The sequence below is a fragment of the Pseudomonas sp. OV546 genome (assembly GCF_900116845.1).
Classification (GTDB): domain Bacteria; phylum Pseudomonadota; class Gammaproteobacteria; order Pseudomonadales; family Pseudomonadaceae; genus Aquipseudomonas; species Aquipseudomonas petroselini.
In genome coordinates, this window is record NZ_FPCE01000006.1 from 70,457 (window position 1) to 92,217 (window position 21,761).

Sequence of the window (21,761 nt, forward strand, 5' to 3'; positions counted from 1 at the left end):
ATGATGGTTAATGTGACTGATTTGGGACATTAAATATGTATCCCAGAGCAACGTACCACTGGCGTTCGATTCTAGGAGGGTAGTTGTCTCTCGGATTCGCTCGCCTCCTGGCGAGCCCAGCGCAACACCGCTATCGACATGAATTGCCTAATCGCCAGCGCTCCCCGTTCATTTCTGGCTTTCGAGCCAGGCAAGGTCAGTGCTAGCTCTACCTTGGCACGACTCGCTTCGTACATCGCAAATGCGTTGAACTCAGAATCAAGCAGTACCAAGAGCACAGTATCGAAGGGTTGTCGTAGATCAATTGCACCCATACGGCCCGTAATCTTTTGCGGGTTCAGGATACATCGCCCCTTGATCTGGATTCTCACGACGCCATCTTCCAGCGTCTCTGTAGCGTCGTAACCTGCCTGCCTTGCAAGATGTAGCAACAAGCCGAGTCTATTAGCAGCTTCGTACTCTGCGACCTCGCCTGTCACGCCCAGGGGCTTGCCGGTCAGGCGATAGAATCTACGCGCGAGCACCTTGGCCTCTTTCAAGATCTCTAGGATTTCATCCTGGATCAATGCAGCCTGCTGAGGTTCGTTGCCATGACTGAGTTCAGTCATCTGCAAACGCCTCGAGCGCGGTGAGCAGCTTGGCAAGCTCAGTCAGGTTGGCTGCAGTCACGATGTCATATTCTCCTCGACTACTCAGCCGATACACCTCTCGAGCCTTTTTGACACGCTCCAGCAGAGGGACGACTATGCCTGACGCCCTTTCCAGAAACTCGTTGATGTCAGCCCGTGTCTGAGGAATTTTGTAGCCTTTGGCCGCGCTTGTGATGATCACGTCCGAATCGCGAAGCTTGGCGATGCCGCTGGAGCGGATCCTCTGGTCGTTGATATCCCCGAAGCCGCTATCTTTTAGGTGGCCGACTATTTCTGCGGTTGGCACGTAGTCTTTGGTGACGAATTCGCTTTGGAATCTCAAGAACCGCAAGATGCTCAGCTGCAGGCGCTCATCCTCATTAGGATGCTCACCAGCCCGTTCGCTAAAAAGGTCAGCCTGACGGAGAGCTTCTTGGTGTACCTGGTAGTCAGCGTACCCAAATTCATCCGTCGGCGGCGGCAGAAGAGACTGGTACTTGGATGGCCACTCAAGCATTCCAAGGGTCAGGCTTCGTAGAATCTTTTTGTAGGCAAGAACTGCTGCTTCCGAAGCTTTCTCTTCGTAGATCTGAGCGACTGAGCCAGCGAAGAAATCTGCAACCTGAACCAAAACGTTGTCCTTACTGGCCATCGTCTGGAAGGCATCCTTATCGCCAAATAGGTCGTCCACGAATCGTTCTGCAACGTAGCTTTTGAGGCTCTCCTGAAATTCCTGGCCACCATGCTCGTCAACGATCAATTGGAGGTCAGGGTATGCGCGGAACAAGCGTTCATAGAGCAACCCGTTCACGTATTTTATGAACGAGGTCTTGATACGGAGGCCGCCGTCTTTGTGAATTCGGGACTTATCAACGACGGAGAAATAGAGCTTGAATGGCAGCTCGGCTAGCTCGTTTAGGATCCGGGCGCGACGATCTGAGTCCTTGGGCTTCAGATTACTGGATTTGATCTCGCCCGTTTGAAAATGGCGCATGCGGAGTGCTTCAGCTTGTGCATAAGCAGCTTCCAAGTCTTTCTCTGCCACCAGAATGGAGCACACGATGAAGAAGCCCGAGCTTCCTCCCTTTGACGTATCAAGGTCGGGATTCCCGGACTCATCCACGAAGGCATATGTTCTGTCCATGAGCTTGCTCCATCAACAACGTACTGAGCGCGGTGGGTCGCCCAATGGCAAGGTGGCGAACTCAGTTCGTCGCAGTGGTAGTGCCTGGAGCGGGGCCTTCGCTGAACGTGTAGTTGATGACCACGTCATTGCGGATCAGGACATCAAGCGTTTTCTGTGTGCCAGTAGTCGTCACCTTCATGGTGACCACGTAGCTTTGGGCATGGGCTGAGCCATTGGTGTAGGTGTAGATCCACTTCTCGTCAGTTTCGCTGACGGCGCTCTTGGCGTAGGGCTCGCCAAATAGCGACTTCAGTTCTGAAGTGGTGGTTTTGCCTTTGGTGATGCTCGCTACACTGGCTGACGGAAAGTCTCGTCCAGCGGTGTAGTGGGACGTAGCGCAACCGCCAAGTATCAAACACACTCCCAACATCGCAATTAGCTTTTTCATTTCTGTCCTTGATTGTAAAGAGATCCAAATCTAGCTGGCATCGAGGCCAAAAGCCATCAGCATGTTGATCACCTGCCCTTGTGCTCGCCGGCAGGTCATAGCACACCTTGGAACCCAAAGTGACCTGAAAAAAGATTCAGGCTTTCCAAGCCTACATTGCGGGACTAAATCAGCTTTCAAGCAAGTGGAAGTCTTTGCCACTCGTGGACGGCCGAGCGAACACCAGCCCATTAGCTACTCTGTTCACAAATTACGGTTCTGACAGCGATGCAAGGGAATAAAAATGCGCTTTAAGGATGATCTTCTCTATTCGGTAGTGCTAGCCGCTCTCGTACTCGTTTACGCATCCACTGTCGGCAATACACTTCATTTAGGCTATTGGTATCTGGTAGGTGTGCCAGCGCTGATGTTGCTTCCGGGCATGACGCTACGTGCTCAGGCTATGTTTTTATCCGGAACCACAGCCGCCGTTTCCGTCACTCTTCTGGCCTACATGTCGGTCGTATCTAGCTTAGGGCGTGATGGAGGCCTCATGGGGCTAGGGCATTTGTTTTCCGTTCCGGGCATGTTCATAGGCACAAGTATTTCGGCTTGGTTGTTGAGATTTCGTTTGAATGCGAGCCTTGTGTGGATCATTGCAGGCGTAGCGTTTGTCGGCGCCGGGCTCGGTTTCATGATTGCTCAAGTTATCGTATGCAACACCGTCTTGTTCTGTGACGAATTGTCGTATCGGTTTTACAGATAGCGGGCGTAATCTTGGGGTTCATGGGCAAATCAGTTCGGCTGGAGCTAGGGAAGAGGTATAGGCGCTTCGCGAAGGAGCGATGTGCTTCGCCGATGCTGAGGCTCTAAGTCTAGGTTCAGCCCAATTGGTTGCATTCGGCGAAAGAACGAATGGTCGTACCTCAGCGAGGTAAGATCGAATTGGAAAGAAAGAGCAGATCGCTGGACTATCATCTAAACCTCTAAACAGTTCGTGTCCCGTTGAAACACTCACCCAATTTGGCCATTCCTTCCAATAAACGCCTTGCGGTGTCGGAGTTGCAGCACCCCAGCGCCAGGAGGCACCAAGATAAAAATGGATTTCATCATTGATATCTTGCTCAATACTTTGGCTTATCGAATTGGCGTCTTCGTGCTACGACTGCTGAGCGGCGGTCGTTTCAAAGGCGATAGCGGTTTTGCTTGGGGCTGGGCGCTCGCCGTAGGTTCCTTGGTGATGTTCGCACCGTTCGCGGCTTTCATTGCCTTGCTCTTCCTCACCAGTGGATGGTGAGGTGCTGATCACTTTGGGTTCCGCCAGGGAAACTGAGATTGATCCCTTCTGGTCGTGGGTAGTCGTTGATGACGCACCGCTCGCGATAGATTCAGCGAGTCCCACCGCCCGGCTACCTAGCCTTTACCGTCCACAACTGATCTACCTTCGTCGTGTAGCTCTGACTCATCAACTCCCGGCGCATCGCCCATCCAGGCGCCGCAGGCACACTAGCCAACCGGACGACTCCCTTTCCCCAGCGGCCATTGATCTCATCCAGGACGGTCATCACCTTGTCCGCCGTAACAGGCTGGGAATGTGCAAACAGGTCATCAGTGAATTCACCGGGCTGTCGCAAATCCATCAGCAGAACTTCCGCTTTGCTGTATTTGAAGCCTGGTCGAAAGAGGCGATTGACGGCTTCGGTCGCAGCCTTGGTCATGAGTCGAACGTCGTTTGTGGGATAGGGGAGTTCGACGAGTGCGCCGTTCGCATACTTCGCTTCTTCGGGATTGAACATGCCTGTCCTAATGCTCACGCGGATCTTTTTGCACAGCGAGTTTTGCGCTCTGAGCTTTTCCGCCGCGCGTTGGGTGTAGGTGGCGACGGCCTCCTTGATCGGCTCGATCTGCGTCAGCCTGGTGCCGAACATCCTGCTACAGCAAATCTCCTGCTTGGGTGGGTCAGCTTCACCTAGTTCCAGACATGAGGTGCCTGCAAGCTCGCGAGCAGTCTTCTCGATCACCACACTGAATTTCTGGCGAAGCATCGTCGGATCAGCTTTCGCTAACTCCATGGCGGTCTTGATCCCCATCGCTTCCAAATGCGCCTTCATCCGCCTGCCGATGCCCCATACCTCGCCGACATCGGTGTTACGCAGCGTCCAGTCGCGTTTGAACGGATCGCACAGATCCACCACGCCACCGGTAATATCTAGCAGACGTTTGGCTGTGTGGTTAGCGAGCTTGGCGAGTGTCTTCGTGCGCGCGATCCCCACTCCGACAGGAATGCCTGTGCGCTTGAGAAGCGTGGAGCGCATGTGCCTGCCAAACGCGGACAGATCTCCAGGCATGCCAGTCAAATCGGCGAATGCCTCATCAATGCTGTAGACCTCAAGTGCCGGCACCATCGACTCGATGATCGTCATGACGCGTTCGCTCATGTCGCCATACAGAGCGTAATTACTGCTGAAGGCCACGACTCCATGCCGGCGTAGATGGTCTTTGATCTGGAAGTACGGCTGGCCCATTTTCACGAAAGGCTTGGCGTCGTAGCTGCGCGCAATCACACAGCCGTCGTTGTTGGACAGCACCACGATAGGGGTCTTTGCCAGGTCGGGCCTGAACACTCGCTCGCAGCTCGCATAGAAGCTGTTGCAGTCAATCAGGGCAAAAACTGGCTCAAGTGTTTTCATGATTGCGCACGCTGTATTTCACCACACCCCAGATCACGAGCTCATCGCCCTCCATGACATGTCTCGCCGGATATTTCGGATTCTCCGACAGGAGGAGTACGGCGTTCTCACGCAGAAGCAGGCGCTTGCAGAAAGGCTCCGAGTTCAGCGCGGCGATGACGATATCGCCACTGACCGCATCGATGCTTCGATCAACGACCACCAGATCACCCGAATAGATTCCGGCGCCCTGCATGCTGTCTCCATCAATCCTCACCAGGTACACGTGCGGCGCGCGGATATCGAACAGCTCATCGAGGGAAATGTGCTTTTCGATGTGATCAGCCGCAGGGGAGGGGAAGCCCGCCGGCACCCTGGATGAATATAAGGGCAGCCTCCTGCCGCCAGACGCGAGAGGGCCGAGGATGGTGATGCTCATGATGCAAGCCTTTTTGAGGTTAACTGTACATGCATACAGTTAACGATTTGGTTCGCTTGCGGTCAATCTCATAGGTACGACAATTCGACGGGTGACACCATGTGCGGACGCTACTCGATCTACGAATCGATGGATCACTACCTCAAGGAGCTTGCGCCAAAGCAACTGGTGATCAATGGCTACGACCTTTGGCCCATCGAGCGGTACAACGTTGCGCCGTCGACGCGAGTGGAAATCTTCCGGCCAGCGGGAGAGGGCTTGAGTGTCGATAAGGTTAAATGGGGATGGGCGCCGTTCTGGGCGAAGGGAAAGCGGCCTGACCCGATAAACGCGAGAGTCGAGACCGTCATGACCGGGAAATTTTTCAATCAGCTCTGGCCAAATTGTCGCGTGCTCGCGCCGGCGAACGGCTGGTTCGAATGGGTCAAAGACGAAGATGATCCAAAGAAAAAGCAGCCCTATTTCATCACGTTGAAGGAGCAGATTCCAATGTTCTTTGCGGGTTTGGCTGAGGTGCACGAAGGCCTCGAGCCGGATGATCGAGACGGCTTTGTGATCATCACCGCCGCGAGTGATCAAGGTATGGTCGATATCCATGACCGCAAGCCCTTGGTCTTGGCACCTGAGCATGCTCGCGAATGGATAGATCCCGACACCTCACCGGGCCGAGCTCGAGAAATAGCAATGGAGCACTGCCGGCCTGTTACGGATTTTCACTGGTACAAGGTTGGCAAGGATGTAGGTAACGTTCGTAACCAAGGCACGCATTTAATTCAGCCCTTCTCACCTGTCGAAGACGTCGATGACTGATTTCAGCCGCAGTCTGAGAGCCGGCGTATCGGCAGCTGCACGCCAGCGAACTGAAGTATTGGCATGAGGAGGGGAGTAAGGTTTTTCCATGCGCGACCATCTGATGTAAAAGAAGCCGTATTAGTCATGGAATTCCCACCGTCTATTCGTACTTTCCGGCTTCAATCGTTGATTGTCTGACCTCAATCCGGAACGTATTTCGCCACCACCTAGCTGGGTAACCTGCCGGAAGTTGGAACGACGCCCTGTGCCGGGAAGTCTACCTGTTACTGCTTACTGGTAAGGTACAGAGCAATGGATAAGACAATCACCGTCGATCAACTGGCTACCACCGACCTAAGATCAATCAACGAGATATGGCTCGGTGAAACTCATACCCAGCTATGCCTTTGGCGTAGCGATCAAGTCTTCACCCACGAGATGATGAGCGAGGGCACCCACGATCAGAATGTCCGACGGTTGTGCTTGCAATTGGTTAGCCCTGAAGACCAAGCCGCAGTTGCCAGCGTTGAGTTGATCGTGCGCGAGCAGCTAAAAAGGATGGGGAAGGAGGGGGAGTTTTATCCTGCCGAGGAGACGGATACTCATCAATAAGAAAAGGAGTATCGGCCATTCACAAGGAATTAGGCCAAGACCTACTGTCGCTTGGAAACAAATATTAATAGCGGCTGGCCGGGTATAAGGCCTCAGACGCCACTCCTTGTAAGTGCGCTCCGTGATTTATGGTGTAACCTCTAGGTACTACTCACATCGAGAATTTCCATGTCCAAACTTGCCGAATTCCGCCAGCTTGAAAAACACCTCGCCGAACAGCTCCAGGCTCTCGAAGCCCTCAAGGGCGATGCTGGCCTCAAGAAAGAAATCGAGTTCGAAACGAAGCTGCGTGATTTGCTCGCAAAATATAGCTACAGCCTTAAGGACGTGATTAACCTTCTTGATCCGCAAGCCGGTCGTCGCGCTCCAGCCGCCGAGTCCAAAACCGGTAGTCGCAAGCCTCGCCAGTTGAAGGTTTATAAAAATCCTCACACTGGTGAAGTCGTCGAAACCAAGGGCGGCAACCACAAGACGTTGAAAGATTGGAAAGCTGAACACGGCTCTGCGACCGTCGAGTCCTGGCTGGCCAAGTGATTTTGGTGTGAACAAAAGGGCCTAATAGGGCCCTTTTTTGTTATCGTTTTTGATCCACTTGAGGTGACTCTATAACTCTATTCAGGTTATACGAGCGGCGAGTTCTTCCCGACTCTTTGCCAAGATATGTGAACTTTAGACACCTGCAAATTTCCATTGCTTGAAAGTAAAGCCACCTAGCTACTAGCCGGGAATGCGCTGTTGAACCCTCAAGCCAGGAAGTTGAACGTGAAGACCTCGCCGCCAAAGACCTCGTTGCGCCGCGCCGTTACCGGCCCGATGCTTTTTCTATTTATTCTCGGCGATGTCCTCGGTGCGGGCGTTTATGCGCTCGCCGGGACAATTGCGGGGGAGGTAGGTGGCGCAATATGGGTGCCTCTGCTCATCGCTCTGTTTTTTGCGATGCTTACTGCAGGTTCCTACGCAGAGTTGGTGACAAAATATCCTCACGCGGGCGCCGCATCGGTTTTCGCAGAGAAGGCGTTCCGGTCTCCGCTCATTTCGTTTCTCGTGGGCTTTTGCATGCTATCGGCAGCTGTTACGAGCGCGGCGGGTTTATCGCTGGCGTTTGCGGGTGATTACCTAGCGGCGTTCATCAGTGTACCGCCTCACATCGCAGCCTTACTTTTCCTTCTCGTTATCGCGCTACTAAATGCGAGGGGAATTAAAGAGTCTTTGGGAGCCAACCTGGTAATGACAGTCATTGAGCTGACAGGTCTTCTTTTGGTCGTTGTTGCCGCTGCTTGGTATTTCCGTACAGGCGAAGCAGATTTGGGTCGCAGCCTCGAGTTCAAGCCGGGGGTCAGCCCGGTGTTAGCCGTTTTGGGTGCGGCATTGATCGCGTTCTATTCCTTTGTAGGATTCGAAACATCCGCCAATCTCGCGGAAGAAATTCGAGACGTTCGAAAAGTTTACCCCCGCGCATTATTTGCCGCATTGCTAACCGCCGGAATCGTCTACATGGCTGTCGGCGTCGCGGCATCTTCCGTACTGCCCATGGAAAAACTTGTGGCAACCTCCGCCCCTCTTCTTGAAGTGGTTCGGGCGTCAGGTTTAAACATTCCGCCTCGCGTCTTCGCCTTCATTGCACTGATCGCGGTAGCCAACGGCGCACTATTAACCATGATAATGGCGAGTCGCCTTACCTATGGCATGGCCTGCCTTGGGCTTTTGCCGGTCGCCTTGAGCAAGGTGCTTCCTAGGCGACGCACCCCCTGGATCGCGGTCATCGCCACCACCCTCGTAGCAATCGCACTCACGCTGACGGGAACGCTAGCTACATTGGCCGAAACCGTCGTCCTGCTCCTGCTGTTTGTATTTCTCAGCACTAATTTGTCCGTGTTAATCCTGCGCCGTGACGAGGTTGCGGAAAATCACTTTCGGGTGCCGACGTGGGTTCCGGTACTTGCTATCGTCTCGTGCCTGGTGCTGCTCAGTCAGCAAAGTCTGGAGACATGGATGCGGGGAGGGGTCTTGATCCTGATCGGCATGCTGCTTTTCGTCTGTTCAAGAGTGGCAATGCCGGCGCCGGTGGAGCCTAGCTAGTCTTGTAAGCGCTTTCGCTGTCTTTCGCAGCGTGAAACTTGTCGCAGTTAAAGGAGTGCCGGCTGGGCGCAGTTGTATCGGGTGAATGCAATGCCTCGGATCGTCGATTCTAAGGACACTGGAACACCACCCGATCAATCGTCTGGCATGGCTGCATGCGTGAACGTCGCCGCCGACAGGGGGAAGCATACTAATTCAAGGCGCGTGCCTATCGATGGCTCACGGACGGGAAGCTATCTCGTCAAGGTGCTTCAGCAGTGCAAGAGGATCCTCATAGACTCGGAGTGCACCTGCACGTTCAAGCTCTCCTGTGTCGTAACCACCAGAAAGCAGCCCTATACCGGTGGCCTTGCAGCGTCGTGCGGCAAGCATGTCCCAGATGGCGTCGCCAATCACTAGGCAATCTTCGACGGGTACATCGAGTTTGCTTGCAGCGGCAAGGAAAAGGTCTGGATCGGGCTTGCCATACTTCACGTCATCACGAGTGATGAGATTGACTTCCGCGATATCCAGTCCTAATGCCTTCAGGTTTATCGCCGCAGTGTCCATGCCACCGCTGGTCGCAATGCACCACTTGAGCTGATCGCGGTTTAGAGTATCGAGAAGCTCTACGGCGCCAGGGAGAGCGGTAATCTGGCCCTGCAGATCTTTGTAGGCTTTATCATGTTTATCGCTCAACCTTTTTGCCTGGTCGGGTTTGATTTCCAGGCCGGTCTCACGGGCTAACATCTTGAGCATCAGCCCACCGCTCATACCTATCTTTCTGTGAATTCGCCACATGGCTAACGGTATGTCTTCTGAATCGAGCGCAGTTTTCCACGCGAAAACATTCTGGTAAACGCTATCAGTCAACGTGCCATCTAGATCAAAAATGAATGAGGTTTGCGGGCGCATACATGACACCTCCATTAAGCAAATTTCAGGTAGTAGATGTCGCGTATTGGAAATATTGGTCGCATCGAATACCAAGGGAGCTGAAGTTAATCCTTAAGTCTTTCCAAGTCGGCTGGGCCGGGTTCCGCACGTGGTTCGTCGCCAAGAAACTCATCTTCCCTAACGACGCGTTCGTCATCTGTTAAGCCTGTTTCTGACACCTCTGAGACGAGAGCAGAATCCTCCAGTGCTTTGCTTTTTTTTGATGAATCGGAGCTTTTTTCAGTCATGAGATTTCTCCTCGACCCTCTAAATTTGAAGCGCTCAATTTTTCGAAAGCACATGGTCTGAGTCGTTCCGTCTTTCGCAAATTTCGAAACGCAGCAGCCGCAGAGCATGAATGGCACTGAGGTTCCTTTGCCTTGCTTCCGCTTTTCCGACGAGGTTTTAGCGCGAGCAGATTTTGGTTTAAGTACAAAAAGGGCACTTGAACGTCTTTTTATTACCCGGCAGAGCTTAGTGAATATTCACCTGGCGCCGAAGGTTAATCGGACTCATGGAGCGAGCTGAACCATTCAGCATAAGGGGAGTTAGTGACCCGGAATCTATTGAAATCAGGACTGCCATCAGCCCACCAAACAGGGCCCCGCTCACCAAGCGCTACTTTGGCCACTTGTACCTTTTCCCGAGCGCGCTTCATCTGCGATTCGTCTTCCGAATCCTTTGCTCTCTTCACCTCGCGTCGAGCTGCCATGAGCTCATCGACAAGACGCTGGCGCACGTTCTCTTCCAATGACGGGTTTGAACAGCGCCACAGCTGCCCTTTGACAACGAAGTAACGACCGTCAGGGGTCACAGGATGCATTTTCTCACCGCCGATCTTTCCAAGGGCGCTTCTCTAGGGAATTCACGGAGGACGACTACCTCAGCTTTCGAATAGGAAGGCGTTTGGCTTGTTTGACCCCAAACAGTATTCCCAGTAATAGCGCAGCGCCCGCCGCTAGGAGTATTGGATAGGGATGTTTACCTGACATCCGGACGCCCTCAACTACGAGTTGATCGCTTGTTGAAGTAGGGCGATGTCCCGATGACGATGGATTACGACTGATCGGAATGTCAGAGGGTTCGATCTCTGCTTCGTAAGGCATTTCGTTTAAAGGTAAACGCGCACCGTCTGCGAGAATGAGGGTGAGGTCTTCGACCGTGCCGGCAAGTCGATTGGGAAAAACCGGCTCACCCGTGGGGTCAAGCTCATCGTAATAAAACTGCTGACCTTCCAGCCAACCTATGGCCGTCATCAATTCGGGGCCAAGATAATATTTCCCGTCAAGGAAGAAGCCTGGGAAATGTCGTGTGCGTTCAAGACTTTCTACGATGTAGCGCTCGCCCGCCTTCATACCGGTTGCTGGGTCTATCATGATGAAGCCCTCAGATTCGCTGGTGTTGCGATAGAGGATGCGACTTGGCGCAATGTTCCATCGAGATGACTGAATGGCAGGATGTCGATAACTGGTAAGCCGATAAATCGAACACTCGATTCAAATCCTCAAGCGGACGTAGAGCGACGTAGAGCATGGACTGAAGCGCCGCGAAATCCCCGTCACGATAAGTGCCGGCGTCTCTCGCGAACTACGGACTTCCTAACGAGCGTCAAACGGAAGGCCTACCGCAAGGCCTCCTTTCGTTTTGATCAGTTTTGTAAAACACTTCTTTCTGAAAATTTTTGAACCTAAATCGAGATCGGTTGCTCAACCGGGAAAGCATCGGGGGTGAGTGAAATGAATGCTTTCAAGAACCAACTGACGCCTGAGCAGGATTTGAGATTACAAGCCTTGGATGGTTGGCATTGTGCGTTGGAAAATAGAGAACTTCGCATGGACTGCCCAGACGCTTATCACGACGAGCTATTGCGCCTCTCTGATGAGATGGATCGCTTGGGTATGTTAACTCTGGCCGAATGGCGCGATTTACGAAGGGCTGCGGACGTGGCGTATCTGCGTGCGGTCGCTGGTGAGGACTATCACTGAGGTCATTCAGATTATGTCTATCGCCGCCGACACTGTTCAATACCTTCGCGACAATGATTTGGTGCTGACCACGGCGGAGTCGTGTACCGCCGGTAAAATTGTGACGCTGTTATCCGAGGTCGAAGGCAGCGGTAATTTCATCGAGTGTGGGTACGTGGTGTATTCGCCTCAGGCGAAACAGCGCCTATTACATGTCAACCCGCAGACCATTGAAACATTCAACCTAACCAGCGTGGAGGTTGCTCGGGAAATGGCGACAGGGGCATTGCGAGACAGCACCGCCCATGCAGCTATTGCTACGACCGGGATTCTGGGCCCGGACGACGTAGACGGTATCCCTGCTGGCACAATCTGCTTTGCCTGGGCCTTTCAAACGACTGATGAGTGTCACGTGTTCAGTCACCAGCACCGATTTTCAGGCGGACGCTGTGAAGTGCAGAAACAGGCCACCGAGTATGCTTTGCAGTGGTTGGCGCATTTCCATGAGCGTGTCCTGCAGGGTGAGAAAGGTGAACTCTGATGAGCGATGATCTCGACCATCCGGAATTGCGCAACCGGAGTTATCCCGTAAGCGAAGACATGGCCTATCAGTTGAAGGTTTGGCGATTCGAGCGAGTTGGCTGGTACGTGTTGGTGTTAGTCGTGGTGCTTGGACTGATGGGGGTGTTCTCCAGAGGGTTGATCAGTTCAAGAGATGTGCGCAGTGACGATGGCAAGATCGAGGTGGAATATGAAATGTTCCATCGCAATGGATCTACCAACCCCATGAAAATCAGTGTGAACGCAACGCCCAACACGGCAGTGGAACTGGAGTTGGCAGGTCAGTTGCTGGAGGCATTCAGTATCGAGACCCTGCAACCTGAACCTCTGCGTTCAAGAAGCTCTTCACAGGGCATTAAGCTCTGGCTTCAGACCGACCTCGATGGTCAAGCGACGCTGTACATCACCTTGCGCGGGGATGGCCTTGGCTTCTTTCGAAGTCGAATTGCTTCACCGGGCACCAACGGCGTAAACCTTGAACAGTTCATTTTCCCTTAGGTGATTTATGGATTCGGTACTACGTGCGAGTGCCATGTATCTGGCGCTCATGGTGCTCTTCAAAATCGCTGGCCGGCGCTCATTGGCAGAGTTGACCACATTCGATTTCGTACTGTTGTTGATGATCGGTGAGGCAACTCAACAAGCCCTGCTGGGCGATGATTTTTCGCTCACCAATTCATTGATTGTCATCGTCAGCCTAGTCGCCATCGATGTTGGCTTATCTCTGCTCAAGCAGCGCTCGAGGTGGCTCTCACGGCTGATTGATGGCGAGCCGACAATCATCGTTGAGAACGGAAAACTTCTACACGAGCGTCTTCGCCGTGCGCGATTGTTAGAAGCGGATGTAATGGAGGCTGCGCGTTCCAGTCAAGGCATCGAGAAGCTGGAGGAGATCAAGTTCGCTATCCTTGAGCGCAACGGCAAAATCTCCGTTATTGCTCAGGAAGACTGACGCGCTGGATTCGATATGTGTTGGCGAAATTTACTTGAACATCCCTAAATGCGAGGGGCCTAAGCATTATCAGTCTGAGGAGGACGTAGTCATGTCGGAAGCTACCAGCTATTTCGCGATTGCCGTCGCGGTGATGATTTTGCTCGTTGATCTCTGGGCAATTGTCAGCGTGTTTCGCAGCGACAAAACGGTGGGAGTCAAAGCAGGTTGGGCTATCGGCCTCATAGTCTTCCCCGTGATTGGGTTGATCGTGTGGGGTGTTGCAGGGCCTCGTGGGATCAAAGAAGGGCCTTCGTCGCCTGAACACAGTAAAGGGTAACCAGCGTCCGTTGGTCGATAGCGCGAAAGTTTTTTGAAATTATCTTCAGCGCATTTACTTCAGATAAATGTGGGTCATTCGGTCTCTCACCGAGTGGACTGTAGATCTGATTTGTCTGAGGAGAATGTCATGTTCCTACATAACAAACGACTTCAATACACCGTGCGCGTTGCTCAGCCCAATCCTGGGTTGGCCAATCTTCTACTGGAGCAATTCGGGGGAGCCCAAGGGGAACTTGCGGCAGCGTCACGCTACTTCACGCAAGCATTGGCAGAAGATGATCCTGGCAGGAAGGATCTCCTGATGGATATCGCCACCGAGGAGCTCAGTCACCTTGAGATCGTCGGCTCGATCATCGTGATGTTGAATAAGGGAGCCAAGGGACGTATGGCTGAAGGTGTCGAGGAAGAAGGTGAGCTGTATCGCGCCATTAATGGCGCTGGCAACGATTCCCATATCACAAGTCTGTTGTACGGCGCCGGCGCTCCCTTGACTAACTCCGCAGGCGTTCCCTGGTCGGCGGCTTACGTCGATACCATCGGCGAACCCACTGCAGACATGCGCTCCAATATTGCCGCCGAGGCCAGAGCAAAGATCGTCTACGAACGTTTGATGAATGTCACTGACGATCCGGGTGTGAAGGAGGCCCTGGGATTTCTGATGACGCGTGAAATCGCCCACCAATTATCTTTCGAAAAAGCATTGCACGCCATCCAGCCAAATTTCCCCCAGGGCAAACTGCCGGGTATGCCGGAGTTCACCAACGTCTACTTCAATATGTCACAGGGCGAAGGCAGCACTCGCGGCCCTTGGAACGAAGGGGACGATTGGGACTTCGTGGAAGAGCCGGCACCCGCTGTGGATGGTGGGGACGGCACCGCTTCTGTGCAATTGAGCGCTGAGGACGAGAAACTGCTCATGGATATGAAAGCCAGGACGATGTCTGACCCAGACAGCAACCCAATCACGGGTGCGGATTTGGGGGCTGGGGTACAAGGTGAACCACAACCTTGAGTAGTGACCGCACGCCATCTGGCGTGCGGTTTTTAATCTGATTCAAGGGGACTTAAACCATGGTTATCAAAAAATCGGCGCATCAAGATCTAACTCTTCCTGAGATGTTCTACTTCACCAGCGTCGCTTTTGAACGTGACGCCCAGCGTGTATCCAGGCAGTTCTTACGGTCGCTATCCGGATTCGCTGAGAAGACGAAGTCAAGAAAATAGGAGGTTGCCATGCCCGAGCCATTGACCTCATCAGGCGCGCCACTTCGCTCCTTATTTGCCCGGTTCTCGGACTCCGGGTGGGGTGGGCGAGCCTTTTGGTCAATTCTGATTGGCGTTACAGTCTTTCTGTTGATAAGCGGCTATGGCGCATTCGTCGGCACCAACAAGGCAAATCTCAACTTTGCTTTTTTGGGTGGCCTTTCGGGCTTTGCCGCCACAGCTTTTGGAGCTGTCGCGGCAATCGCGTTACGGAATATCACCGCTCGTACACTAGACATCATGCTTGGCTTCGCCGCCGGCATGATGCTGGCCGCCAGTTCCTTCTCACTCATTCTTCCTGGTATCGAAGCAGCTCAGGCGCTTTGCGGCAACCAGTTACTTGCAGCATGCGTAGTTGTTGCGGGATTGGGATTGGGCGTAGCGCTGATGGTCGGTCTTGATCGTTTCGTCCCACACGAACATGAGAAAAGCGGACGCAGGGGGCCGGACGCGCAGCGCATCAATCGTGTTTGGTTATTCGTCCTGGCAATCACACTGCATAACTTGCCGGAAGGCATGGCCATTGGTGTGAGCTTCGCAAACGGCGACATGAAGGTTGGGCTCCCGCTAACTACAGCTATCGCTATTCAAGATATTCCCGAAGGCTTAGCTGTCGCACTGGCGTTACGTGTGACAGGCATCTCAGCGCTTCGTGCAGCGCTTATCGCGGTGGGTTCAGGATTGATGGAACCCATTGGCGCCGTTGTTGGATTAGGCATTTCAAGCAGCTTTGCATTGGGCTATCCCATTGCGCTCGGCTTGGCAGCAGGAGCCATGATTTTCGTGGTGTCTCATGAGGTCATTCCGGAGACTCATCGCAACGGTCATGAGACCCCGGCGACTTTAGGACTGATGCTCGGTTTTGGGGTGATGATGTTCCTGGATACCGCTTTGGGTTAGCGATGAGCCTTTTATCCGTCACCCTGAAAATTTTCGGAACACCTTTTAAATCAGGCTGGTCATTCTTCATGTACGGCAAATTTTGCATGCATGTCGATCCCATGCGGACGCTCACCAGGCGACGCCAATACTGACCAGAAGGAAGTTTAGAAATGGCTAGAAAAACTGTCGAAGACTTGTTTATCCATGAACTCTCTGATGTTTACAGTGCGGAAAAACAAATCACCAAAGCGTTGCCGCGCTTGGCGAAAGCAGCGACCAATCCACTGTTGGCAGAAGCGTTTACGGCGCACCTAGAGGAGACGCATGGGCAGATTGAGCGCATTGATCAACTGGTCGAGCTGACCGGTATCAAACTGAAGCGCATGAAGTGCGTGGCCATGGAAGGACTTGTCGAAGAATCGAAAGAGCTGCTGGAAGAGATCGATAAGGGAGCTGTCCTCGACGCAGCATTGATTGGTGCGGCGCAAAAGGTGGAGCACTACGAAATTGCTGCCTACGGCACCCTGATAGCAATGGCCAAGCATCTAAAGCTCGACGACCCGGCAGCCTTATTAGCAGCAACGCTTGCTGAAGAAAAAGGTGCGGACGAGAAACTGACCAAGATTGCGGAGCAAGGTGGTAATCAAGCATCGACCATGGATTCTAAATAAACGGTATCAGCAAAAGTGCTGGTCGACAAAGGCGAGATTTCGTCGACCAGCCTCGATAGAAATCATGATCAATTCAAGCTCGATTCAGTTCTGGCGAGCTTGATGCGCTGATCCATGGTGCCGAATTTTCCTAACTAGCTCCAGGATAGCCAAGCAGGAGAAAACGATGATTGATGAATCGGTAATTCGCGAAAGAGCGTATGCACTCTGGGTAAAGGATGCTTGCCCAGGGGACGCTGACCTTTTTTATTGGTTTCTTGCTCGAGAGCAGCTTGAAACAGCGCTCAAGCGAACTTCCGTCGAGAGTGACGTGTGCGATGGAAACGATAATTTTTTTAATAAAATCGGCAAGAAAAAAAATGAAGTGAATTTACGTTCCAGGAAGCGAGAATCGGCGTGAGAACGATTTTCCCTACTTTTTGACCGCCAATTAGTCAGGAAGAGTCAACGGGCAATATTTTCGGACAAGTGCTACGCCTGTATCGACGCATCCATTTGGCTCTTCGCGCAGCTAAGCTACGAGCTTGCATTGCGAAAATTTCCGCAAATGCAGGCCAATCATTAGAGGGCTGTATGGATGCGATTGATTCGGCGCTTATGGCAGCGCGTGCCCAGTTCGCGATTGCCATAAGCTTTCACATCGTGCTGGCGGCTTTCACCATTGGTTTGGCGAATTTTCTCATGGTGCTGGAGGCACTGTGGCTGTGGCGCAGGCGAAGGATCTACTTGGATGTTTACCTTTACTGGCTAAAGGTATTTGCGCTCAACGTTGCGGTAGGCACAGCGTCGGGTCTGATTTTGGAGTACCAATTCGGATTGAATTGGGCACGCCTCTCGACCCAGGCGGGAGACATTCTTGGGCCGTTGATGTTCTACGAGGTACTGGCGGCATTTTTCTTGGAAGCGGGTTTTCTCGGCATCATGTTGTTCGGGTTGAAGAAGGTGGGCCCTAGGCTGCATTTCTTCGCCACCTGCGCTGTCGCACTTGGATCTTTGATCAGCGCGTTTTGGATCCTGTCAGCCAACTCCTGGATGCAAACACCAGCCGGCTATTCAATTGGAGCCGGTGGACGTTTTATTGCCGAAAACTGGTGGGCGATCATCTTCAATCCTTCGTTCCCTTACCGGCTTGTGCATATGACATTGGCCGCGATTATAGGCAGCGCCTCGCTGGTAGCCGGTGTTAGCGCTTGGCAGTTGTTGCGTGTGCCACAGAACCCGCGAGCCCGGCTTGCCTATTCCATGGCGTTGTGGGTGTTTGCGTTGCTGACGCCTGTGCAACTACTGGTGGGCGATCTGCATGGTGAGCACAGCCTTAAAGTTCAGCCGCAAAAGGTTGCCGCCATCGAAGCTTCCTGGGCACGACCGGCGGAAGAAGAGGGTGAACCATTACGTTTATTCGCCATTCCAGATATGGCTGAGCGACGCAACCATTGGGAAGTAGCGATTCCGCGCGTAGCGTCGTTGTACTTGCGGCACGACCTGCGCGGCACTATTAAAGCGCTTGATGAATTCCCGCCTGAGGACATACCACCTGTGCCACCCGTGTTCTTCGCTTTCCGTGTCATGGTCGGATTGGGGCTGTTGATGCTGGGGCAGGGGTTAACCAGTCTGGTATTACGCTGGCGGCATCGCTTGTACTCTGCGCGTTGGATGCTCCGAGGGAGTGTGCTGATGGCGCCTGCTGGATTTCTGGCAATGCTAAGTGGTTGGGTTGTGACAGAGGTTGGCCGTCAGCCCTTTACTGTCTATGGATTGATGCGAACTGCTGACAGTCTGTCTTCGGTGTCTCGTCAGCAGGTGGTAGGAGCAACGTGGACAATTTTGGTGTTTTATCTGGTGATCTTCGGCGTGGGTTTCTGGGTACTGCTGCGACTTTTGCGGGAGCCACCTCACGAAGACGAGCCTGGGCCTCAACCCTCTTTGGCCGACGAGACGGGTGATCCTGAGGGCGAACATCGATGATGGACAATGACTGGATAACACTACTGTCAGCTGCGGCGCTGGGGTTTTCGGTATTGAACTACGTGCTGTTGGATGGCACTGATCTTGGTGTGGGGGTGCTGCTGGGCCTTACTCGTTGCAGCAAGCACCGACGTGCCATGGCGGTGACTATCCTTCCGATTTGGGACGCTAACGAAACGTGGCTAGTGCTCGGTGGTGGCGGTCTGCTGGCGTTGTTTCCGCTGGCTTATGCCGTCCTGCTGCCGGCGCTTTATTGGCCGTTTATCACTATGTTTCTGGCGTTGATTCTTCGCGCGGTCGCGCTGGAATTTCGCGATTACTCGAAAAGCTATCGTATGAAGCGCATGGTCGATGGGTTGCTGCTGATCGGTTCACTGCTAGCTGGGGCAACTCAGGGAATTGTGTTGGGAACGCTAGTTCAAGGCGTACCTAATCAAGACGGGCAGTACAGCGGTAACGGCTGGGAATGGTTGGGCTTGTTTCCGTTGTATTGTGGCGCGGTGCTTGTCGTGGGCTATATATGGTTAGGCGCGTGCTGGCTGTATTGGCGCACTGTGGAGGATCTGCAATATCGGTCAGGTCGGCAGGCAAAGGCGTTGGCCATCGTGACCATGATACTTTTGGCCGTGTTGGTGATCTGGACAGCGACGCTGGATGCTCAATATGTGCATCGGTTTTCAAATAGGCTTGTCTGGTCGCCAGCGGCAATATTGCTCGCTGCATTGCTGATCAGCTTCACCTTGAGCTTTCGAAGCCGCCGGCAATATCTGCCGCTATTCGCCGCGCTGGGGATTTTCATCTTTGCATTCGCATTGATGATCGCAGCACTCTTTCCATTGATTGTCCCGCCTAACCTGACCTTGCAAGAAGCAGCCTCAAGTCCCACCAGTCAGTTTTTTATGCTGGTCGGGTTCGCCGTGCTGATCCCGGTGACGCTCCTCTACAACACCTACGGCTTCAGAGTGTTCAGCGGAAAGGTTCGCGCCATTCGTGATTGACTGGAATATCTCAACCTTGGCCAGCCCAATACCGGTGTAGGGCGCCTTGCGAGCCTTGCACTGGATCCTGGTCGGGAAACAACAGCGTGTCGATGTTCGCCAGTTGTGCCTTAGTAGGGGGTTCGCGGCAGATATCTGCACGCTGGCCCGGCGGATAGGCACCGACGACTAGAAAATCTTCACTTGAATCTAAATTGCAATGGCCGGTGCCGGCAGGCAGTAGCAACACATCGCCTGCTGTGACTTCAAGTACATGACCACCCGGGCCGCCCAGCATCAGTCGAGCTCGACCGCTGGCGATGCCAAGCACTTCATGACCTTCGGTATGGTAGTGGTGGTAGCTGTAAATCCCATATCGCCATTGTGATGGCCAGCCATTGGCGATGAAGGTTTGCTCGAACAGCGCAGCCGGGTCATCGCCCTGAATTGCAATCGCGTTGGGGTAAATGAGTACCGGCAGGCGCGGGTTGTTGGGAACCCATTGGTTGCGTTCAAACATCAGGGTTTGCACGGTAGCTGTCTCAGCTCGCAGTTTGTTCATTCAAGGATCTCCGAAACCCTGATGTGGCAATGGAATTTCATACATCGATCTGCAACTCCAAATCAGCATTATCCAATGTGCGGGCGTGGGCCACCGTACCGTTCAAGCGTTCTCCCGAAGAGAGAGTCATGGTCAAGGAGTGAGCCTTGTGTAGATCATCAGGTACTGGGGATAGCACCTGCACCTGGAAGGCACCTGGCGTGATGGGAGTGATGAGTACGTCGCAATCAATAGTTTTGGCGATGGGGCCGAAAAGGGTGTCGTTTAAGTAATTCAAACGTGCGCGCTTGGTCATGGATATGTCCTCTGACGCCAAGTATTTCAAGCATCATTTTTGTGCTTCATTTGTGTGCTAGACGACACCCACGACAGATGAGTTCAACGCCATGGAGTGATGGTTCCTTGCTTGATGCCGTCTCTAAGGATGCGATTGCTGTCACGCAGGGGCCATTGAACCAGCGGAGTAGGGTTCAATCGATGGCGTTAGATTGGTAGAAATTCGTCAGGCGTCATGAAACAACATGAGACGGACTGATCGCGTGGAGGCGATGACTTTCACTTTAAACTAACCACAAACGCCAAGACGAGACCCCCGATAAAGTCCCGGAGAGTCTCATCCTTGATGCTCTATGAGCTCTAGTTAGTCATGGCGGTCGTGCTTGCATCGATCTCCGGTTCAACTACATGATTTGTTCCGGGAGTCAGAATCACCTTTCGGCAATCCTCCTCTTTTTTATCGAAAATCTTATATCCCTCGGCGGCCTGTTCCAGTGACATGCGATGGCTGATGATGACTTCCGGTGAGAGACGACCTGTCTCGATGTGATCGAGGAGCTCAGGTAGGAAGCGATGCACATGGGTTTGACCCATTTTGAAGGTCAGCCCCTTGTCGAAAGCGTCACCGAAAAGGAAGCCATGAATGAACCCAGAATAGACGCCTGGTACGCTTACAACGCCCCCGCGTCTGACTGCAGCGATACACTGGCGTAAAGCTTTACCGCTACTTCCCTCAAGCTTGAGTGTCGCGAGAACGGTTTCCGTCGTACTACCTTTTGCTTCAAACCCAACCGCATCCACTACGCCATCAACTCCCCGCATTCCTTTGGTTTGCCGAATGATCGTATCTGCAGGATCGTCGTCCTCATCGAAGTTGATCGGAATTACACCATATGTTTTCTGCGCGTAAGCCAAGCGGTAAGGATGGTGATCGACCATAAAAATTTGGTCGGCACCGAGCATCCTTGCACACGCCGCGCTCAACAATCCGACGGGGCCTGCACCGTAGATGGCGATGCTTGAACCGTTACCAATCCCTGCGTTCGTTACAGCCTGATAAGCAGTTGGAAGGATGTCTGAAAGGAAAAGAACCTTTTCATCCGACAGCGTCCCCGGCACTTTGAACGGCCCGGTGTTGGCTTTCGGTACGCGCACGTATTCGGCTTGCCCGCCAGGCACACCGCCGTACATATGACTGAAGCCGAACAGCGCGGCTCCTGGTGGTATCGCCTTTTTATTTATGATCGCTCCGCGCCCCGTATTTGTTGTTTCGCAGGCCGCAAACAGATCCATCGCGCAGAAGAAACAGCTGCCGCAGGCGATTACAAATGGAATTACCACGCGGTCGCCTGGTTGTACGGCGGTGACCGCAGATCCCGCCTCTTCGACGATCCCCATGAACTCATGCCCGAAGATATCGCCATGCTCGACAGTTGGAATCTTTCCTCGATAGAGATGGAGGTCGGATCCGCATATCGCCGTCGCGGTAACTCGAAGAATAATGTCATCACTTTCTTCGATAACCGGATCGGGAACCGTGTCGACTTTGACGCTGTGCGCGCCGTGATAGGTGAGTGCTCTCATAACGTCTTACCTACTTCAGCTGGATGGTAAGTGGGAGAGGAGGATCGAAGAAAGTAAGTTCAGAGTGAAATCGACGAAAATGACTAGCGGTCGCT

The 21,761-nt window shown here is 53.1% G+C and carries 28 protein-coding genes and 1 pseudogene; 17 read left to right on the forward strand and 12 right to left on the reverse strand.

Annotation, left to right across the window (positions count from 1 at the left end; all coding sequences use genetic code 11):
* Positions 1-71: 71 nt before the first annotated feature.
* The 3 genes from BM403_RS15255 to BM403_RS15265 form a co-directional block, all read right to left on the reverse strand.
* Positions 72-608, reverse strand: coding sequence for a hypothetical protein (locus BM403_RS15255; RefSeq protein ID WP_093543517.1), 537 nt, complete (start codon positions 606-608; stop codon positions 72-74).
* The gene (locus BM403_RS15260; protein ID WP_093543520.1) at positions 601-1,773 is read right to left on the reverse strand and encodes a DUF3800 domain-containing protein; all 1,173 of its coding nucleotides are present in this window, start codon (positions 1,771-1,773) and stop codon (positions 601-603) included. The genes BM403_RS15255 and BM403_RS15260 overlap by 8 nt, the downstream gene beginning before the upstream one ends.
* A 61-nt stretch (positions 1,774-1,834) precedes the next feature.
* Positions 1,835-2,203 carry a hypothetical protein gene (locus BM403_RS15265; RefSeq protein WP_093543522.1) on the reverse strand — a complete coding sequence of 123 codons (369 nt, stop codon included), beginning with the start codon at positions 2,201-2,203 and terminating at the stop codon, positions 1,835-1,837.
* Between the two features lie 283 nt (positions 2,204-2,486).
* Between BM403_RS15265 and BM403_RS15270 the strand changes: the two genes are divergently transcribed.
* The gene (locus BM403_RS15270; RefSeq protein ID WP_093543525.1) at positions 2,487-2,948 is read left to right on the forward strand and encodes a hypothetical protein; all 462 of its coding nucleotides are present in this window, start codon (positions 2,487-2,489) and stop codon (positions 2,946-2,948) included.
* Positions 2,949-3,281: 333 nt separating this feature from the next.
* On the forward strand, positions 3,282-3,479 hold the full coding sequence (locus BM403_RS15275; protein WP_093543527.1) for a hypothetical protein: 198 nt from the start codon (positions 3,282-3,284) through the stop codon (positions 3,477-3,479).
* 112 nt (positions 3,480-3,591) lie between these two features.
* Here the strand turns inward: BM403_RS15275 and umuC are convergent, their stop codons facing one another.
* Entirely contained in the window at positions 3,592-4,872 is a 1,281-nt protein-coding gene (gene umuC, locus BM403_RS15280; protein ID WP_093543529.1) for a translesion error-prone DNA polymerase V subunit UmuC, read from the reverse strand.
* Positions 4,859-5,290, reverse strand: a complete 432-nt coding sequence (locus BM403_RS15285) for a LexA family protein (protein ID WP_093543531.1) — start codon at positions 5,288-5,290, stop codon at positions 4,859-4,861. The genes umuC and BM403_RS15285 overlap by 14 nt, the downstream gene beginning before the upstream one ends.
* Before the next feature lie 99 nt (positions 5,291-5,389).
* On the opposite strand from BM403_RS15285, the gene BM403_RS15290 reads away from it, so the two are divergent.
* The 4 genes from BM403_RS15290 (at position 5,390) to BM403_RS15305 (ending at position 8,773) form a co-directional block, all read left to right on the forward strand.
* Positions 5,390-6,100 (forward strand): SOS response-associated peptidase family protein, encoded by a 711-nt coding sequence (locus BM403_RS15290; RefSeq protein WP_093543533.1) that lies wholly within the window; start codon positions 5,390-5,392, stop codon positions 6,098-6,100.
* Between the two features lie 294 nt (positions 6,101-6,394).
* Positions 6,395-6,694, forward strand: a complete 300-nt coding sequence (locus BM403_RS15295; protein WP_093543535.1) for a hypothetical protein — start codon at positions 6,395-6,397, stop codon at positions 6,692-6,694.
* Between the two features lie 168 nt (positions 6,695-6,862).
* Entirely contained in the window at positions 6,863-7,228 is a 366-nt protein-coding gene (locus BM403_RS15300; protein WP_093543536.1) for a histone-like nucleoid-structuring protein, MvaT/MvaU family, read from the forward strand.
* 279 nt (positions 7,229-7,507) lie between these two features.
* Complete coding sequence (locus BM403_RS15305) at positions 7,508-8,773, forward strand: APC family permease (protein WP_093543795.1); 1,266 nt, start codon at positions 7,508-7,510, stop codon at positions 8,771-8,773.
* 219 nt (positions 8,774-8,992) lie between these two features.
* Here the strand turns inward: BM403_RS15305 and BM403_RS15310 are convergent, their stop codons facing one another.
* From BM403_RS15310 to BM403_RS32180, 4 genes and pseudogenes are all read right to left on the reverse strand, one after another.
* Positions 8,993-9,667, reverse strand: a complete 675-nt coding sequence (locus BM403_RS15310) for an HAD family hydrolase (protein WP_093543538.1) — start codon at positions 9,665-9,667, stop codon at positions 8,993-8,995.
* A gap of 86 nt (positions 9,668-9,753) precedes the next feature.
* Positions 9,754-9,936: a hypothetical protein gene (locus BM403_RS15315; protein ID WP_093543540.1), complete on the reverse strand. Its 183-nt coding sequence runs from the start codon at positions 9,934-9,936 to the stop codon at positions 9,754-9,756.
* A gap of 254 nt (positions 9,937-10,190) precedes the next feature.
* The gene (locus tag BM403_RS32175; protein ID WP_093543543.1) at positions 10,191-10,511 is read right to left on the reverse strand and encodes a hypothetical protein; all 321 of its coding nucleotides are present in this window, start codon (positions 10,509-10,511) and stop codon (positions 10,191-10,193) included.
* Between the two features lie 294 nt (positions 10,512-10,805).
* Positions 10,806-11,064 (reverse strand): annotated as a pseudogene (locus tag BM403_RS32180) (short chain dehydrogenase); the annotation flags it as partial.
* Positions 11,065-11,424: 360 nt separating this feature from the next.
* Between BM403_RS32180 and BM403_RS15330 the strand changes: the two are divergent.
* From BM403_RS15330 to cydB, 11 genes are all read left to right on the forward strand, one after another.
* Positions 11,425-11,673: a hypothetical protein gene (locus tag BM403_RS15330; protein WP_093543547.1), complete on the forward strand. Its 249-nt coding sequence runs from the start codon at positions 11,425-11,427 to the stop codon at positions 11,671-11,673.
* 13 nt (positions 11,674-11,686) lie between these two features.
* Positions 11,687-12,193, forward strand: a complete 507-nt coding sequence (locus tag BM403_RS15335; protein ID WP_093543550.1) for a CinA family protein — start codon at positions 11,687-11,689, stop codon at positions 12,191-12,193.
* Positions 12,193-12,711, forward strand: coding sequence for a hypothetical protein (locus BM403_RS15340; RefSeq protein WP_093543553.1), 519 nt, complete (start codon positions 12,193-12,195; stop codon positions 12,709-12,711). Before BM403_RS15335 ends, BM403_RS15340 begins: the two co-directional genes overlap by 1 nt.
* Before the next feature lie 7 nt (positions 12,712-12,718).
* Entirely contained in the window at positions 12,719-13,165 is a 447-nt protein-coding gene (locus tag BM403_RS15345) for a DUF421 domain-containing protein (RefSeq protein ID WP_093543555.1), read from the forward strand.
* A gap of 91 nt (positions 13,166-13,256) precedes the next feature.
* Complete coding sequence (locus tag BM403_RS15350) at positions 13,257-13,484, forward strand: PLD nuclease N-terminal domain-containing protein (RefSeq protein ID WP_093543558.1); 228 nt, start codon at positions 13,257-13,259, stop codon at positions 13,482-13,484.
* Positions 13,485-13,613: 129 nt separating this feature from the next.
* Complete coding sequence (locus BM403_RS15355) at positions 13,614-14,498, forward strand: manganese catalase family protein (protein WP_093543560.1); 885 nt, start codon at positions 13,614-13,616, stop codon at positions 14,496-14,498.
* A 221-nt stretch (positions 14,499-14,719) separates the two neighbouring features.
* Entirely contained in the window at positions 14,720-15,649 is a 930-nt protein-coding gene (locus BM403_RS15360; protein ID WP_093543562.1) for a ZIP family metal transporter, read from the forward strand.
* A 152-nt stretch (positions 15,650-15,801) separates the two neighbouring features.
* A complete protein-coding gene (locus tag BM403_RS15365; RefSeq protein ID WP_093543565.1) occupies positions 15,802-16,302 on the forward strand; it encodes a YciE/YciF ferroxidase family protein in 501 nt (166 codons plus the stop codon).
* Between the two features lie 166 nt (positions 16,303-16,468).
* Complete coding sequence (locus tag BM403_RS15370) at positions 16,469-16,702, forward strand: DUF2934 domain-containing protein (RefSeq protein ID WP_093543567.1); 234 nt, start codon at positions 16,469-16,471, stop codon at positions 16,700-16,702.
* Positions 16,703-16,875: 173 nt separating this feature from the next.
* Positions 16,876-18,267: a cytochrome ubiquinol oxidase subunit I gene (locus tag BM403_RS15375; protein ID WP_093543569.1), complete on the forward strand. Its 1,392-nt coding sequence runs from the start codon at positions 16,876-16,878 to the stop codon at positions 18,265-18,267.
* Entirely contained in the window at positions 18,264-19,265 is a 1,002-nt protein-coding gene (gene cydB / locus BM403_RS15380; RefSeq protein WP_093543572.1) for a cytochrome d ubiquinol oxidase subunit II, read from the forward strand. Before BM403_RS15375 ends, cydB begins: the two co-directional genes overlap by 4 nt.
* A gap of 10 nt (positions 19,266-19,275) precedes the next feature.
* On the opposite strand, the gene BM403_RS15385 is transcribed toward cydB, so the two are convergent.
* The 3 genes from BM403_RS15385 to BM403_RS15395 form a co-directional block, all read right to left on the reverse strand.
* Positions 19,276-19,806, reverse strand: coding sequence for a cupin (locus tag BM403_RS15385; RefSeq protein ID WP_093543574.1), 531 nt, complete (start codon positions 19,804-19,806; stop codon positions 19,276-19,278).
* Between the two features lie 37 nt (positions 19,807-19,843).
* On the reverse strand, positions 19,844-20,101 hold the full coding sequence (locus BM403_RS15390) for a hypothetical protein (protein WP_093543576.1): 258 nt from the start codon (positions 20,099-20,101) through the stop codon (positions 19,844-19,846).
* Positions 20,102-20,442: 341 nt separating this feature from the next.
* Complete coding sequence (locus tag BM403_RS15395; protein WP_093543579.1) at positions 20,443-21,666, reverse strand: zinc-dependent alcohol dehydrogenase; 1,224 nt, start codon at positions 21,664-21,666, stop codon at positions 20,443-20,445.
* Between the last annotated feature and the right edge of the window lie 95 nt (positions 21,667-21,761).